Below are 14,556 nucleotides of genomic sequence, written 5' to 3' on the forward strand. Positions count from 1 at the left end.
GGCTTAATCCTCGTGGCTCGCTTCGCCCTTGCCGATCTCGGCCTTGAGCGTGAAACTTCCGGTGGTGGCGATCTGTTCGTTGCCGGTCAGGCCCGACCGGACGATCACCGTGTCGCCCGACGCATCGCCGAGCTGGACCGGGGTCGCCTTGAAGCCGGTGGGCGTGCGCACGAACACGACCGACTTGCCCTCGAAACTCTGGACCGCCGTCGTCGGCACGCGGACCGCCCCGCTCCCGCCGCTGCCCGTGAGCTGCACGGCTGCCGTCACAGGCTCGCCGACCCGCCATTCGCCACCGCGATTGTCGAGGGTGGCGAGCGCAGGCACGAGCCGCGTCTGCGGATCAAGCGCCGGCGACACGAAGGTCACGCGGGCGGTCGCCTGACGGCCTGCCGCCTTCACCAGCACCGTATTGCCGGGACGCACCCGGCCCGCATCCTCGGGCTTGAGATTAAGCGCGATCGACACCTGGCTCAGGTTGGCGATGCGATAGAGTTCGGCATCCGCCGCGACCGTTTGTCCCAGCGTCACGGGGCGCGCAATGATCTGGCCCGAGATCGGCGCGGCAATGCCGAGCCGGTTGAGCCCGCCGCCGCCGACACCCGCCGCCGAAACCATGCTCTGCGCCTGCGTCAGGGCGATCCGCGCCTCCGTCGCCGCTGTGCGGGCGGCGATCAGATCCTGTTCAGGGGAGACTCTCTGCGCGAACAGCCGCTGTTCGCGCGCGAGGTTCGAATTAGCGAGCTGAAGCCGCGCCCGCGCCGCCTCGACCTCGCCCTTGATCTGCGCCGCCTCGCGGCTTTCGATGACCGCAATGGTCTGGCCGCGTCCGACCGATTGGCCGAGGTTACGGGTGAGCGCGACCACGCGTCCCGCAATTGCGGCCGAGACGACCTGCGTTCCCTGTGGGTCGCCCTCGATGATCGCGGGCAGCTCGATCGTCCCGGCCCCGCCGATGATCGGCCGTCCGACCTGGACGCCCGCTGTGGCGATCTGGTCGGCACCCAATGTGACGACGCCTTCACCGGCATGACCGCCTTCAGCACCGCCCTTTTCCGTGCCCGCTGCCGTCTCATTGGCAGCTGCGCCTTCGGCAGTTGCCTCGTTTCCGCCATCCTTGCCGCCGCAGGCAGCCAAGAGCAGGGCGAGCGACGCCGCGCCCGCGAGATAAAAGCTCTTCATCACTGATTCCCCCCATTGGGCGCACGAGCGGTCAGTCGCTCCACTTGCGCGCGGGCATTCTGGTAATTGGCAAGCGCGTCGATCGCGGCGACCCGCGTTTCGGCGAGCGTGCGTTCAGCATCGAGCAATTCGAGCTGGCCGAACTTGCCCTCGCGATAGCCGATCCGCGCGATGCGGGCGGCCTCCTGTGCAGCCGCCAGCGCCGGCCCCGACGCCGCACGAGCCGTCGTTGCGGCATTGGCCGCCTGCGCCTGCGCGTCCGTGATCGCCTGTTCGATGTCGAGCGCGGTCACGCGGCGCTGCGCATCCGCCTGGGTCCGCTGCGCGGTCGCCTGCGCAATCGCGGCGCGACCATTGTTGAACACCGGGATCGGGATCGACACGCTGAACACCGCCGCCATGTCGTTGGTCGCTTCCAGGCGGCGGATCGACGGCCCGACGTTCAGGTCAGGCACGCGATTGGCGCGCGCGAGCCGCACGCCGGCTTCGGCAATGGAGAAATCCGCGTTGGCTGCCGCCAGCGCGAGTGTGCCGGTCGTGTTGACCGGTGCCAACGGCCCATAGACGTTCACACCGGGAAGGCGATCGAGCAGCGTGTCATCGAGCAGGCCGTCGATCGGCCGTCCGATCCGACGCGCCAGATTGGCGCGGGCCGCCTCGGCCAAGCGAAGCTGCCGCTCCACATTGGCGTCGGCATTGATACGCGCGACATCCGCGCGCTGTTGCTCGAGTGGCGATGCCCGCCCTGCCTGCACGCGAACGCTCGCGGCCCGCAGCGCATCGCTGGCGATCCGGGCCTGATCGCGGGCTGTCATTACCCGGCGATCGGCCGCGACCGCTTCGACATAGAGCTGCGTTACCTGAAGCCGGACATCCGCCGCGATGATCGCGGCCTGGATCTCGGCCCGGGACAATTGCGCATTGGCGACCGCGACGCGGGCGCCGCGCTTGCCGCCTAGCTCGATCGGGATCGCAAAGCCGACCGTGGTTTCCGCGCTGCGGACCCCCCGATACGGCCCGGAGCCGATGACATTCTCGACTTGGCCTTGAACCACCGGATTGGGCCGCAAGCCGGCGACTGTGCGACCTGCACGGGCCGCGTCGATTCCAGCTGTCGCCGCTTCCGCAGCAGGGGCCGAACCGCCCGCTGCACTGACCGCTTGGTCAAGCGTGTAGACCGGCGCATCCTGCGCAACAGGCGCGGACGGTCCGACCTGCGCCTGCGCCATCGTGGCGCAAGACGCTGCGGCCAGCATGGCCGCGAGGATACGATTCATGAAAATAGGACTCCTGACGATGATCGACAGGGGCGCGCCAACGCACGCCCAAATCGGACGTCAGGCTTGGGGGGGCCTCAAATGGACCATGCCGGTGCGGCCGTCGAGCGACGCAGAGGCGGAGATTGTCGGCTTGGGCACTGTGAGGACGGGGGTATATTCCATCGTCGTGCGCGCAGGCGCGCCGACGTCGTGTCCGTGACAATAATTGTGATGATGCGGGACATTCTTGTCCGAGTCCGATGGCACCTGATCGATGTCACCGGCGGTATGGACCGTGAACTCAACGCCCGCGATGCTTCCCCCCGCCAGATCGGCGGCATGGGCCATGCCGGAGAAGCTGGTCAGGACCAGCATCAGGCATGTCAGGAAAGGCAAAAAGGCTCGCACTAGCTTGCCTCTATCACGGAAGGGTTTTCATGTCATTGCACTAATTCGAACCAAGGGTCACTGAGCCGGAACCCGAGCGGGATCGGTCGCGCCCGTTCCAGGCGAACCCGACCGCAATGGCGACCGCCATCAGGAGTTGCGCCAGCACCGATTGCCAAGTGGGAAACACGCCGAGCATCGACAGCCGTGGCACGTCCGCGAGCGGTGCGATGTTGATAAGGCCGGCTTCCTGGAGCGCGGCGACGCCTTTACCCGCCAGCACGACGGTCAGGACCGCCATGAGCCAGGAGCTATAGCGGAAGAACTGCGCGATCGGCAGCTTGCGACTGTAGCGAAGCATGGCCCAAGCGATCAGGCTGAGCAGTCCAATCGCCGACCCGGCCCCCGCGAGAAGCATCCCGTTGTCACCTTGCGCCGAAAGCGCGGCATAGAACAGGATCGTCTCGAAGACCTCGCGATAAACTACGACGAACGCCAGCCCGAACAGGAACCAGACCGACCCGCCCGAGAGCGCCCGCGACATCTTCTCGCGAATATAGCGCTGCCACTGATCGGCCTGCGCCTTGCCGTGCATCCAAATCCCGACCGAGAGCAGCACGACCGCGGCGAACAGCGAGCCAAACCCTTCCGTCAGCTCCCGGCTCGCACCGCTGATCCCGATCGCATAGGTGGCGACCGCCCAGGTGATCCCGCCCGCGATGATCGCGCTGACCCAGCCGCCATGCACGTACCGCAGCGCCTCGCCGCGCTCGGCTTTACGCAGGAACGCGATCATGGCGACAACGATGAGCAGGGCTTCGAGCCCTTCACGCAGCAGGATCGTGAACGCGCCCAGGAACGTGGACGCTTCGGTGGCGGCATCAGGCGCGAGCGCCGCTTCCGCATCGTCGAAAAGGCCGCCCAGTACTGCGACCTTCTCCGCGAGATCATCGGGCGACGCGCCCCGGTCGATCGAGGCGCGGAACTCCCCCATCGCGCCCTCGATTCGACCCATCAGCGTCGCGTCGCGCGCGGTGAGTGTTGGCTCGATCGGCTCGAACCCATCGAGATAGGCCGACAGCGCCAGCTCTTTCGCCATGCGCGCATCGCCGCGCCGCGCAGCCGCCACGCTTTCGGCGAGTTTGGCGCGGGCGACCGCGAGCGAGCCGGGAGCCTGTTGTATCACCTGTTCGGGATGACGACGCAGGAACGCGAGCACTGGGTCAGCCTTGGCGTCGCCGATCGCCGCGCCGAGCGCGGCCGGGGTGAGCGCGACCAGGGTTTTCAGGTCCGGAATGCGCCGGCGAAGGGTCGGGTCGGATTTCCAAAGCCGCTCGCCTTCGCGCGCCTGCGCATCCGTGAAGGCGAAGCTCCCGGCTCGGAATGCTAACGCCCAGCGCTGATCGTTGGGCAGATCGGCGAAGCTCTGCATCGCGGTCCCGTCGATGCCTTGCGTCACCACCTGATAGAGCGCGAACACGCTGCGCTGGCGCGCGCGCTCGGCATCGGTGAAAGCAATCGGGGGCGTAGCGAGCTTGGCGGCGTCAGGGCCACGGCCGTTGCCCGTCATCCCGTGGCAGGACGCGCAGGATTGTCGGAACAGTGCATCGCTGGAGACGAGGTTCGGAGCCTTATCGGGCGCGAGCGGCACCGGGTAGGCGCGCAACAGATCGGCCGCGAGCCCGTGCGCCAATGTTGCCACCTGTTCAGTCGGTCCCTTTTCCGCGATCACCGCCTGGAGGTTGGCAGCCCGCTGGATGAGGGCTTGACGCTCCGGCTTCGCCGGCAGGCCCTGAAGCCGTGTCGAGACCGACGCGGCGAACTCCGTCATCTCGGCATATTCCGACGTGCTCTTGATCCGACCGTTGGCGACCGCGCCGCCATAATCGACGGCCATATAGTCGAGCAGCCGCCATGCGGTTTGCACGTCGCCGGGTTCGGCGATTGCCGCAGCAGGGATCAGCAGCGCCGCGAGCGCGGAGAGCAGCCGCAACGAGAGCATTGCCCGGATCAACGCGAGCAGACGCACTACCGCTCTCCCAATTCGCGCCGAGCGCCAGTGACGATTTCATAAGCGGAGTGGAGGAACAGGAGGGCGATGAGGCCGGCGACGGCGAGGTCCGGCCAGGCGCTTCCTGTCCACGCCACCAGACCGGCCGCGGCGATCACCGCCACGTTGGCGAGCGCGTCGTTGCGGCTGAACAGCCAGATCGCGCGAACATTGGCGTCCCCTTCCCGGAAACGCGCAAGCACCAAGGCGGACACGACATTGATCGCGAGCGCGACAACGCCGATTGTGCCCATCAGTTCGGCATCGGGCGCGGTTGCGTTCAGGGCGCGCCAAATCGCGAAACCGATTACGCCCACGCCAAGCGCACCGAGAAACAACCCCTGCGTCAGCGCGACCTTTGCCCTCGCCCGTGCGGACCAGGCAAGCGCGAGAAGACCGATAAGGCTGATCGACCCGTCCCCGAGAAAATCGAGGGAATCCGCTTTCAGCGCTTGGCTATCGGCGATGAACCCGCCGAACAGCTCGGCGACTCCGAAGCCGAGGTTGAGCACCACGACGGTCAGCAGCGCACGGCGATAGGCCGGATCGGTTTGCGCGCGCGCGGGCTCCCCGTGGCACCCGCAGCTTTCGGTAGAAGCATTCATGCGGCCTTCCTTACCACCTCCAGTCGCTGTAGAAGCAAGCGAAATGTGCGACACGTTCGCATAAGCAAGGATGGCATGATGAAGCCGGTGATGATTGGGCAGCTCGCCAGCGAGACCTCGACGAAGGTGACGACGATCCGCTTTTATGAGTCGATCGGGTTGCTCCGATCCGCCCCTCGCACGGCGTCGGGTCGCAGAACCTACGATGCCAGTGACATTGAGCGTTTGCACTTCATCCGCAACGGTCGCCGGCTTGGCTTCTCCGTCGACGAGATCCGTTCGTTGATGGGGCTGGCGCAGAACCCGGACCAGGATTGTGGTGCCGCCTCAGCTATCGCTGCTCAGCACCTCAAGGATGTGGAGGAGAGACTGGCGCAACTCGCGGTGTTGCGGGATGAGTTGGCAATGCTCAGCCAGAGCTGCACCAAGGCGCGCATGGCCGATTGTCGGATCATGAAGGCGATCGGCAAAGGCCACCCTCAAGCCGATCAATAATAATCGGCCAGCCTGAGCTCGCGCACATCACCCGAGGCCATCGTCAGCTTTACGAGGGTGCCAGCAGGCCGGGAGCGCACTTGCCAGAGCTCCCCACGCGTATAGTTCGCATCGATCGAATGGCCGTTCACCGCCACGATCCGGTCGCCGACCGCCCAGCCAGCCTTTTCCGCGGGACTGTTCGCCGCCACATGAACAACGGTGAGCGCCGTTGGTGAGGCTGCGAGGCCAAGGCCGCTACGGTCCTTCAGCATCGGCAGGCGACGACGAGGACCGAGTGGCCGGAGCCACACGAATCCGGCGGTCACGTCGAACACCACGTCGAATTGAGCGATCAGCGGTAGGCCGACATTGCCAACCGTGCTGGTGGAGAGCCAAGCTCTCATCCCGAGTGTGGGGACGTTCGAGACGCCAAGCCCTTCGATGTTGATGTTCTGGATCGTGAAAGCATCGTTGATACGCACACCATCGACGCCGCCGATCGCCGCGGTCGAGACGAGCTTCCCGTTCAACAGCCCTTGATCGCGGGCATAGGCCGACGAGAGCATCAGCGCGGCCGAGCTGCCAAGATCGATCATCAAGGGCACGGGAGGCAAACCCGAGACGGAAGCTCGAATGAACAGCTCCTGCTTGGCACCGCGCCCGAGCGCGACAGCGCGCCAGTCGGGACCGGCGAGAAACGTGCCTGACTTGACGACCGCCATACGCCTTTTCGCGAAATCGAGCGCGATGCAGCTACCCGTGAACATATCGGCACCGAGGAGGATATCGATCGGTCGTCCGAAGGCCGCCGACACTGAACTCAGATCACCAACGACGGCAAAGGGTAAGCGACGGGTTTCGCGGGCGAGCTGTACGTCGATGTCGCGGACCAGCAGGCGTCACCTCAAGCTTTGTACGCTGAACAACGATTTTCCGGACATAATGTGAACATTGGTGTCAGGCAGCGGCGCGAAGGTACTGGTAGAGGGTTTCGCGGCTGATGCCCATGTCGCGCGCTATGGTCGCCTTGCGTTCACCGGCGGCAACGCGGCGGTGCAGATCGGCAATCATCTCATCCGAGAGCGACCGTTTCCGCCCCCGATAGGCGCCGCGCTGCCGAGCGATCGCAATGCCTTCGCGTTGCCGTTCGCGGATCAGAGCGCGCTCGAACTCAGCAAACGCACCCATGACCGAGAGCATCAGATTGGCCATCGGGGAGTCCTCCCCCGAGAAGGACAGGCTTTCCTTCTCAAACTCGATCCGGATACCTCGCTTGGTGAGGCCCTGGACCAGCTTGCGCAGGTCATCCAGATTGCGGGCCAACCGATCCATGCTGTGGACGACGACGGTATCGCCTTCGCGGGCGAAAGTGAGCAGAGCCTCAAGCTGGGGGCGGTTGACGTCCTTGCCCGATGCCTTGTCGGTGAAGGTCCGATCGAGCGACTGACCTTCCAATTGGCGATCCACATTCTGATCGAACGTGCTGACCCGGACATAGCCGATCCGTTGCCCCTTCACTGCGCACTCTCTCCATCAAAATGTCAGGTTGAAATCTATGATACGTAACGAAATTCGTCAACAAATTCCGTTTATCACCCTAATCTGACAGAAACCGCAGTACCGCCCTGACGTCCAGTTAGGCTATACTCCAAGCTGACATCACAAAATCAAATCCCTCAAAGATGGCGTCAATTGCCTTGATGGGGTAAAAACTGGAGTGCTTCCAGGATGGGACATTCGGCAACGTCATCTCCAGTGCATCTGGCTAACGTGGTCGCCAGCGTCACCTCTATCTTCTGCAAATCTGCAATGCGGCGGCGGACATCTTCAAGGTGGAGTTCGGTTCTCGCCATAACCTCCGCGCAGGTTTGTGCACCGGTATCGGTGAGCGACAACAATGACCGTATCTCATCCATTGCATAGCCAAGGTCGCGCGCGCGCAGGATGAACTGCAACCTTTGCACCAGTTCCGGCGAATAGACGCGGTAGCCGTTGGAACTGCGAGGCGGCCCCGGCAGCAATCCCACCTTCTCGTAATAGCGGATGGTTTCGAGATTGCAGCCTGTTTTCCGGGCAAGCTGGGCACGCAAGATGCCGACCTGTTGCTCCATGAAAATACCTCTTGAGTCTGTAGTGGCTACAGAGCCTACACTGCGAATCACTCAGTTGGAACAAGGGATTCAAGCCATGGTCTCAACGCCGGAAGCGGGACAGCCAGCCCTCACCGAAAACCACGAGCCGAAGCAGGCAAACTGGGTTGCGGCGGGCGCATTGATCGGCGCGGGGCTCGCCTCGGCTTGCTGCGTCGTCCCGCTACTGTTGGTTATGCTCGGAATTTCCGGCGCGTGGATCGCCAACCTGACGGCGCTCGAACCTTACAAGCCCTATGTCGCAGGCGTAACGCTCGCGCTGCTCGGCTACGGCTTCTGGCATGTCTATTTCAAGCCGAAACCGCCCTGTGAAGACGGTTCCTACTGCGCTCGTCCACAATCGGCTTGGACCACCAAGGCGGTGCTGTGGCTGGGCCTTGCCGTCGCCATCCTGGCGCTCACCATCGGCTGGTGGGCACCCTGGTTCTATTGAAAGGAAATACCCATGAAAAAGACAGTATGTATCGCTATGGCCGTGCTGGCTATGGCTGGCGGCGGGGTCGCCTATGCAGTTAGTGGCACGGCGCAAGATCGCCCCGCGGCTACCGCAACCGCTCAGAAGCAAACCACCTTTGCCATAGAGAACATGACCTGCGCCACCTGCCCGATCACCGTGAAGAAGGCGATGGAAGGCGTCGCCGGGGTAACGGCGGTCACGGTCGATTTCGCAGCCAAGACCGCGCGCGCAACCTATAACCCGCGCCGCACCAATGCTGCTGCGATTGCCGCTGCATCAACCAACGCGGGTTATCCGGCGCGCGCTATTCAAAACTGAGCGGGGCGCCGCCAGCGCCTCAAGAAAGCGATAAGCAATGAACGACTGTTGCAACCGCCCCGGGCAGGAAGGATTTGACGTGGCCGTCATCGGCGCGGGTTCTGCCGGGTTCTCCGCCGCGATCGCCGCTGCCGATCTGGGCGCGAAAGTGGCGCTCGTCGGTCACGGCACGATTGGCGGCACCTGTGTCAATGTTGGCTGCGTTCCTTCCAAGACGCTGATCCGCGCCGCCGAAGCGGTGCATGGTGGGCTTGCCGCCGCGCGCTTTCCCGGCCTTGGGGGCGCTGTCCAGATGGATGACTGGTCCGTATTGGCGGCGTCGAAGGACGATCTTGTCACGACGCTGCGCCAAAAAAAATATGTCGATCTGCTGCCCGCCTATGACGGTGTGAGCTATATCGAGGGCAAGGCACGCTTTGCCGATGGTGCGCTGATTGTCGGCGATGCGCCCATGAAGGTCGGCAAGGTCATATTGGCGATGGGTGCGCACGCCGCCGTGCCGCCGATTCCGGGGATGGACAGCGTGCCCTACCTAACCAGCACATCGGCGCTGGCGCTGGATCGCTTGCCCAAATCGCTGCTGGTGATCGGTGGCGGGGTGATCGGGGTAGAACTGGGACAGATGTTTTCGCGTCTGGGCGTTGATGTCACCATCTGCTGCCGAAGCCGCCTGCTCCCCGAAATGGACCCGGAAGTGAGTGCCGCGCTGAAAAACTATTTGGAAGCCGAGGGCGTGCGGGTTTGCGCAGGTGTCGGCTATCAGCGTATCGCCCAAACACAGAGCGGGGTCGAATTGACCTGCGAGGGGCATTGTGACACCGTCGCGGCGGAACAGGTGCTCATCGCCACCGGACGCCGACCCAATAGCGACGGGCTTGGGCTGGAGGAGCGCGGCATAGTGCTTGCCCGTAATGGTGGAATCGTCGTCGATGACCACCTCGAAACGTCGGTTCCAGGCATTTACGCGGCGGGCGATGTAACGGGACGGGACCAGTTCGTCTACATGGCCGCCTATGGCGCAAAACTGGCCGCGCGCAACGCGGTGACGGGCAACCAATACCGCTACGACAATTCCTCCATGCCATCCGTCGTCTTCACCGACCCGCAAGTCGCCAGCGCCGGCCTCACTGAAACGACAGCACGGGCGCAAGGCCTGGACATCAAGGTTTCGCTGCTCCCGCTCGATGCTGTGCCAAGGGCACTGGCAGCACGCGATACGCGGGGTCTCATCAAACTGATTGCCGACAAGGCGAACGACCGTTTGCTGGGCGGCCAGATCATGGCACCCGAAGGCGCGGATTCGATCCAGACACTGGTGCTGGCGATCAAACACGGCATGACCACCCTGGAATTGGGTGCAACGATATTTCCTTACCTGACCACTGTGGAAGGCCTCAAACTGGCGGCCCAAACGTTTGATAAGGATGTCGCCAAACTGTCTTGCTGCGCCGGGTGATTGCTCGGGGATCAACCGGCAACGAATGGCCTCCCTCCAGTGCAAGCCGCTTTGGTGTCAATTTTGTTATTCGCCTCAGCGGGAGAGCAAAATGGCACGACGCCGACTTCTGACCGGAGACGAGCGCCGGCGCCTGTTCGATCCTCCTGTCCAAGAAACCGCGATCATTGGGCATTATACCCTTTCTGCGGAAGATGTTGAATTGGTTGGGCGCCGCTATGGTCCAGCAAATCGCCTCGGTCTGGCTGCACAAATCGCTTTGATGCGACATCCCGGCTTTGGTCTGCAACCCGAGATCGGGCTTCCCGACGTCATTCTTCAGTACCTCGCGGCACAGTTATTCGTCGATCCTTCCTCCTTCTCTGCATATGGTCAGCGCGCGCAAACCCGTACCGATCATGCCGATCTCGTGGCGCGTTATCTTGGCATACGCCCGTTTCGACGCGGCGACCTGGCACTTGCCCTGAATCTTGCCGCGCAAGCCGCCGAGTATACAGACAGAGGTGAACCGATTGTTCGCGCCCTCATGGTTGGCCTGAAGGGTGAGCGGTTCATTCTTCCGTCAGGCGACACACTGGAACGCGCCGGTCTTGCTGGCCGGGCACGCGCACGCAAAGCTGCCGCAGCCGCAATCGTCGAAGGCCTCAGCTCTGCTGAACTGACACGGCTAGACGAACTCGTAATCAACAACCCGGATTTCGGCATGACACCGCTGGCGTGGTTGCGTAATTTCGAAGAAGCCCCGACTGCGGCCAATATCAATGGCTTGCTTGAGCGCCTGCGCTATGTTCGCGGCATAGGTATCCACCCGGTAGTTGGGGGCGCCATTCCGGAATTCCGCTTTGCCCAATTTGTCCGCGAGGGCGGCGTGGCACCGGCATTCCTGCTTTCGGATTACAGCGTCAATCGCAGGCGGGCGACGTTGACGGCCGCAGTGATCGACCTTGAGGCCAGACTTGCCGATGCCGCGATCCAAATGTTTGACCGACTTATCGGCGGCATGTTCACGCGCGCGCGGCGTGGGCGCGAGCGTCGCTACCAAGATAGTATTCAGTCGGTGGGGCAACTCATGCGGCTGTTTGGCGCCACGATTACAGCACTTGATGAGGCTGTCCAGAATGGCGGCGATCCGCTCGAATTGATTGACGAAGCGGTGGGCTGGCACCGGCTTGTTGCGGCAAAGGCCCAAGTAGATGCCCTTGCTGATCTTGCCGGCGAGGACGCACTGGTAACGGCAACCGAGCGTTACGCCACGCTACGGCGTTTCAGCCCGGCATTTCTGGACGCCTTCACCTTCAAGGCGTCTGGAACAGGGACGGCACTGATCAAAGCCATCGATGTCATTCGCGATGCGAACACACGAAAGTCGCGCGACCTTCCCGATGGCGTTCCACTGCCATTCCCCAATCGGCAGTGGAAGCGTCTCATCACCGAAAGCGGCCGTATCGACCGCCGACGTTATGAAATTGCGATCATGGCAACCTTGCGTGATCGTTTGCGCGCCGGTGATGTATGGATCGAGGGAACCCGCAACTATCAGCGCTTCGATGCCTATTTGCTGGGTCGGCGCGACGCCGCCAAAGTGGCGGATGTGCTTCCGTTCGATTCAAATGCTGCATCCTACCTCGCTGACCGGGCACGAAATCTTGACTGGCGGCTGCGCCGATTTGCCAAGCAGTTGAAAACAAACAAGCTTGAGGGAGTGTCGCTCGAACGAGACCGGCTCAAGCTTCAGCAAATGCCGCCTGTCACCCCACCGGAAGCTGAAGCCCTCGATCGCAAGCTCGATACCCTGCTTCCCCGCGTGCGCATCACCGAGCTGCTGCTTGAAGTCGCCGAACGCACTGGTTTTTTGAACGCATTCCGTGACCTGCGCTCAGGCAAGGAGCACGACAACCCCAGCACGGTACTCGCCGCAATTCTGGCTGATGGCACCAACCTCGGGCTGGAGCGGATGGCCAATGCCAGCGAAGGCGTCAGCTATGCCCAACTCGCATGGACCCACAACTGGTATCTTTCACCCGAGAACTATCAGGCCGCGCTGGCCATGATCATCTCAGCCCATCACGAATTACCCTTCGCGCGGCATTGGGGCGCTGGCACCAGTTCGTCGTCCGATGGCCAGTTCTTCCGGTCGGGGCGGAGCCGTTCAGGGGCGGCGGACGTCAATGCCAAATATGGCGCCGAACCTGGCGTGAAAATCTATTCTCACCTTTCCGATCACTTCGCATCATTCGGATCACGGATCATGTCCGCGACGGCAGGTGAAGCGCCTTACGTGCTCGACGGGCTTGTCCTGGGCGCCGGCAACCTTCCGTTGCATGAGCACTATACCGATACCGGCGGCGCCACCGATCATGTTTTCGCACTCTGCCACCTACTCGGGTTCCGCTTCGCGCCACGGCTGCGCGATATTGGCGACCGCAAGCTGGGTTCGATCGCTGCGCCATCGACATACAAGGGCATCGAAAATCTGATGGGCCGCACCATCAAAACGGCAGCGATCGAGGCCGATTGGGATGACATCGTCAGGATTGTCGCCTCAATCAAGGATGGCACGGTGGCGCCGTCAGTAATCTTGCGAAAACTTGCCGCCTACAAACGCCAGAACAGGCTGGATTTTGCATTGGCTGAACTGGGCCGTATCGAGCGCACTTTGTTCACGCTCGATTGGCTTGAACAACCGGAACTGCGACGTGCCTGTCAGGCCGGTCTCAACAAAGGCGAGGCGAGGCACACGCTTGCCGCCGCCATCTATACCAACCGGCAGGGTCGGTTCACCGATCGCTCGCTGGAAAATCAGGAATTTCGCGCATCTGGGCTGAACCTGCTGATTGCGGCGATTTCCTACTGGAACACGGTCTATCTCGACCGGGCCGCCCAGCACCTCAACGCTGTCGGCACGACGTTCGATGCGGCACTGCTTGCGCACCTTTCTCCGATGGGCTGGGCGCACATCAGTCTGACCGGCGATTACCTCTGGGAGCAGGCCAGGCGACTTCCAGCAGGTGAATTCCACCCACTCAACGAGCCAATGGCGCGGTTGAAGCGTGTAGCGTAGCCCATGTTCCGCTTATGTCCGAGAAATCGTTGTCTGGCGAACAAACCTTGAGGTGACGCCTGCAAGGCGGCCGTCAGACCTCGCTTACGGCGTACCATCCACGCTATGCCCTCAATCGCGCGTAACCTTGACCTGGGAAAAAATCGTCGCCACAATCATCGGACGTGCGAGACAGGACTGCGCCCCTGAACACGAAATAGTCAGACTGGCCGTAAACGCGGTTGGCAGCGCTAGACGCCTGTATAAAGTTCACTCGGGCGGGAAGTTTCCCGCATCAGCTTCATCCATGCAACTGTCGCGTCAGAAAGATAGGCATTACGCCGCCATGCATGACCCATCACCCAGGCCAGCTCCGCTTCGTCGAGGGGTACTGAAACGATACCTTGTAGGTGTTTTTCATCGACGATCTCGCTTGGCAGGAACGCTACTCCGACATTGGTTGAAACCAGTTCGATCATGAAATCGATCTGGCTGCTCGTAACGGCAACGGTCGGCTCGAAGCCTGCTTTACGACTGGCATTGAGGATCATGCCGTGCAGACGGAAGCCGAGGTCGAAGAGGACGAAAGGGACATCGCGCAAATCCGTCAACTTGAGACTGCCGCAGCGGCTGAGGGGATGGACTGACGAAAGTAAGGCAACGATCGGTTTGCTCCGTATCGGCTCCCATTCAAAGTCAGGAGACTGCGGCTCCAGAATGCCGGCGATATCGATGTCACCAGCCCGCAAGTGCTTTTCGAGCTGGTTGCTTCCATGTTCGATCAGACGTAATTCGATTTGTGGATAACGCTCGCGGTAGGTGCATACCACGGGCGCGAATAATTTAATATTGCCAACGGAGGGGATGCCAAGTCGTAAAACGCCCCGTTGCAAGCCTCGTATTTCATCGAGTTCGGCCAGTACGTCGTCGCGATCGGCCAGCAACTTGATGCCGCGGCGATATACCACTTCTCCCGCAGGGGTCATCACGCAGCGGTGCCCGGAACGGTCGAGCAATATTGTTCCCAGCTCATTCTCGAGTTGCTTGACTGCTTTGCTGATCGTGGACTGCGTGGAAGCGAGCGAACGCGCTGCTTGCGAGAAACCGCCGCAACGCACGACTTCAGTGAACGAGCGTAATAGCCGGAATTCCATGGCCATTCGTTACTGGAATAT

General features: G+C 62.4%; 14 protein-coding genes. 5 read left to right on the forward strand and 9 right to left on the reverse strand.

What is annotated here, in order from left to right; all coding sequences use genetic code 11:
* Positions 1-3: 3 nt before the first annotated feature.
* The 5 genes from A8V01_RS09010 to A8V01_RS09030 all read right to left on the reverse strand — a co-directional run bounded on the left by A8V01_RS09010 (position 4) and on the right by A8V01_RS09030 (position 5,483).
* Positions 4-1,182: an efflux RND transporter periplasmic adaptor subunit gene (locus A8V01_RS09010; RefSeq protein ID WP_004212877.1), complete on the reverse strand. Its 1,179-nt coding sequence runs from the start codon at positions 1,180-1,182 to the stop codon at positions 4-6.
* Entirely contained in the window at positions 1,182-2,459 is a 1,278-nt protein-coding gene (locus A8V01_RS09015) for a TolC family protein (protein WP_004212875.1), read from the reverse strand. Before A8V01_RS09015 ends, A8V01_RS09010 begins: the two co-directional genes overlap by 1 nt.
* A 60-nt stretch (positions 2,460-2,519) precedes the next feature.
* A complete protein-coding gene (locus tag A8V01_RS09020; protein WP_007406840.1) occupies positions 2,520-2,816 on the reverse strand; it encodes a hypothetical protein in 297 nt (98 codons plus the stop codon).
* Between the two features lie 73 nt (positions 2,817-2,889).
* Positions 2,890-4,857 carry a cytochrome c/FTR1 family iron permease gene (locus tag A8V01_RS09025; protein WP_103095547.1) on the reverse strand — a complete coding sequence of 656 codons (1,968 nt, stop codon included), beginning with the start codon at positions 4,855-4,857 and terminating at the stop codon, positions 2,890-2,892.
* Complete coding sequence (locus A8V01_RS09030; protein ID WP_004212870.1) at positions 4,857-5,483, reverse strand: cation efflux transmembrane domain-containing protein; 627 nt, start codon at positions 5,481-5,483, stop codon at positions 4,857-4,859. Before A8V01_RS09030 ends, A8V01_RS09025 begins: the two co-directional genes overlap by 1 nt.
* Positions 5,484-5,561: 78 nt before the next feature.
* Here A8V01_RS09030 and A8V01_RS09035 point away from each other — a divergent pair, with 78 nt between their 5' ends.
* Positions 5,562-5,978, forward strand: coding sequence for a MerR family transcriptional regulator (locus tag A8V01_RS09035; protein ID WP_004212867.1), 417 nt, complete (start codon positions 5,562-5,564; stop codon positions 5,976-5,978).
* Here the strand turns inward: A8V01_RS09035 and A8V01_RS09040 are convergent.
* The 3 genes from A8V01_RS09040 to A8V01_RS09055 all read right to left on the reverse strand — a co-directional run bounded on the left by A8V01_RS09040 (position 5,972) and on the right by A8V01_RS09055 (position 8,071).
* Positions 5,972-6,775: a PDZ domain-containing protein gene (locus tag A8V01_RS09040; RefSeq protein ID WP_017503485.1), complete on the reverse strand. Its 804-nt coding sequence runs from the start codon at positions 6,773-6,775 to the stop codon at positions 5,972-5,974. The two genes, A8V01_RS09035 and A8V01_RS09040, sit on opposite strands and share 7 nt — an antisense overlap.
* Before the next feature lie 142 nt (positions 6,776-6,917).
* Complete coding sequence (locus A8V01_RS09050; protein ID WP_004213255.1) at positions 6,918-7,478, reverse strand: recombinase family protein; 561 nt, start codon at positions 7,476-7,478, stop codon at positions 6,918-6,920.
* A gap of 170 nt (positions 7,479-7,648) precedes the next feature.
* Positions 7,649-8,071 (reverse strand): MerR family transcriptional regulator, encoded by a 423-nt coding sequence (locus A8V01_RS09055; RefSeq protein ID WP_014072603.1) that lies wholly within the window; start codon positions 8,069-8,071, stop codon positions 7,649-7,651.
* A gap of 76 nt (positions 8,072-8,147) precedes the next feature.
* On the opposite strand from A8V01_RS09055, the gene A8V01_RS09060 reads away from it, so the two are divergent.
* From A8V01_RS09060 to A8V01_RS09075, 4 genes are all read left to right on the forward strand, one after another.
* Positions 8,148-8,543 (forward strand): mercuric transporter MerT family protein, encoded by a 396-nt coding sequence (locus A8V01_RS09060; RefSeq protein ID WP_004213251.1) that lies wholly within the window; start codon positions 8,148-8,150, stop codon positions 8,541-8,543.
* Positions 8,544-8,555: 12 nt separating this feature from the next.
* Positions 8,556-8,885 carry a heavy-metal-associated domain-containing protein gene (locus A8V01_RS09065; RefSeq protein WP_004213249.1) on the forward strand — a complete coding sequence of 110 codons (330 nt, stop codon included), beginning with the start codon at positions 8,556-8,558 and terminating at the stop codon, positions 8,883-8,885.
* Positions 8,886-8,964: 79 nt separating this feature from the next.
* The gene (gene merA, locus A8V01_RS09070; RefSeq protein ID WP_021222959.1) at positions 8,965-10,341 is read left to right on the forward strand and encodes a mercury(II) reductase; all 1,377 of its coding nucleotides are present in this window, start codon (positions 8,965-8,967) and stop codon (positions 10,339-10,341) included.
* A 91-nt stretch (positions 10,342-10,432) separates the two neighbouring features.
* Positions 10,433-13,402 carry a Tn3 family transposase gene (locus A8V01_RS09075; protein WP_014072601.1) on the forward strand — a complete coding sequence of 990 codons (2,970 nt, stop codon included), beginning with the start codon at positions 10,433-10,435 and terminating at the stop codon, positions 13,400-13,402.
* Between the two features lie 230 nt (positions 13,403-13,632).
* Here A8V01_RS09075 and A8V01_RS09080 read toward each other — a convergent pair whose 3' ends face one another.
* Positions 13,633-14,535 (reverse strand): LysR family transcriptional regulator, encoded by a 903-nt coding sequence (locus A8V01_RS09080; RefSeq protein WP_026109721.1) that lies wholly within the window; start codon positions 14,533-14,535, stop codon positions 13,633-13,635.
* Between the last annotated feature and the right edge of the window lie 21 nt (positions 14,536-14,556).

This window comes from Novosphingobium guangzhouense (genome assembly GCF_002896965.1).
In the GTDB taxonomy this organism is placed as follows: domain Bacteria; phylum Pseudomonadota; class Alphaproteobacteria; order Sphingomonadales; family Sphingomonadaceae; genus Novosphingobium; species Novosphingobium guangzhouense.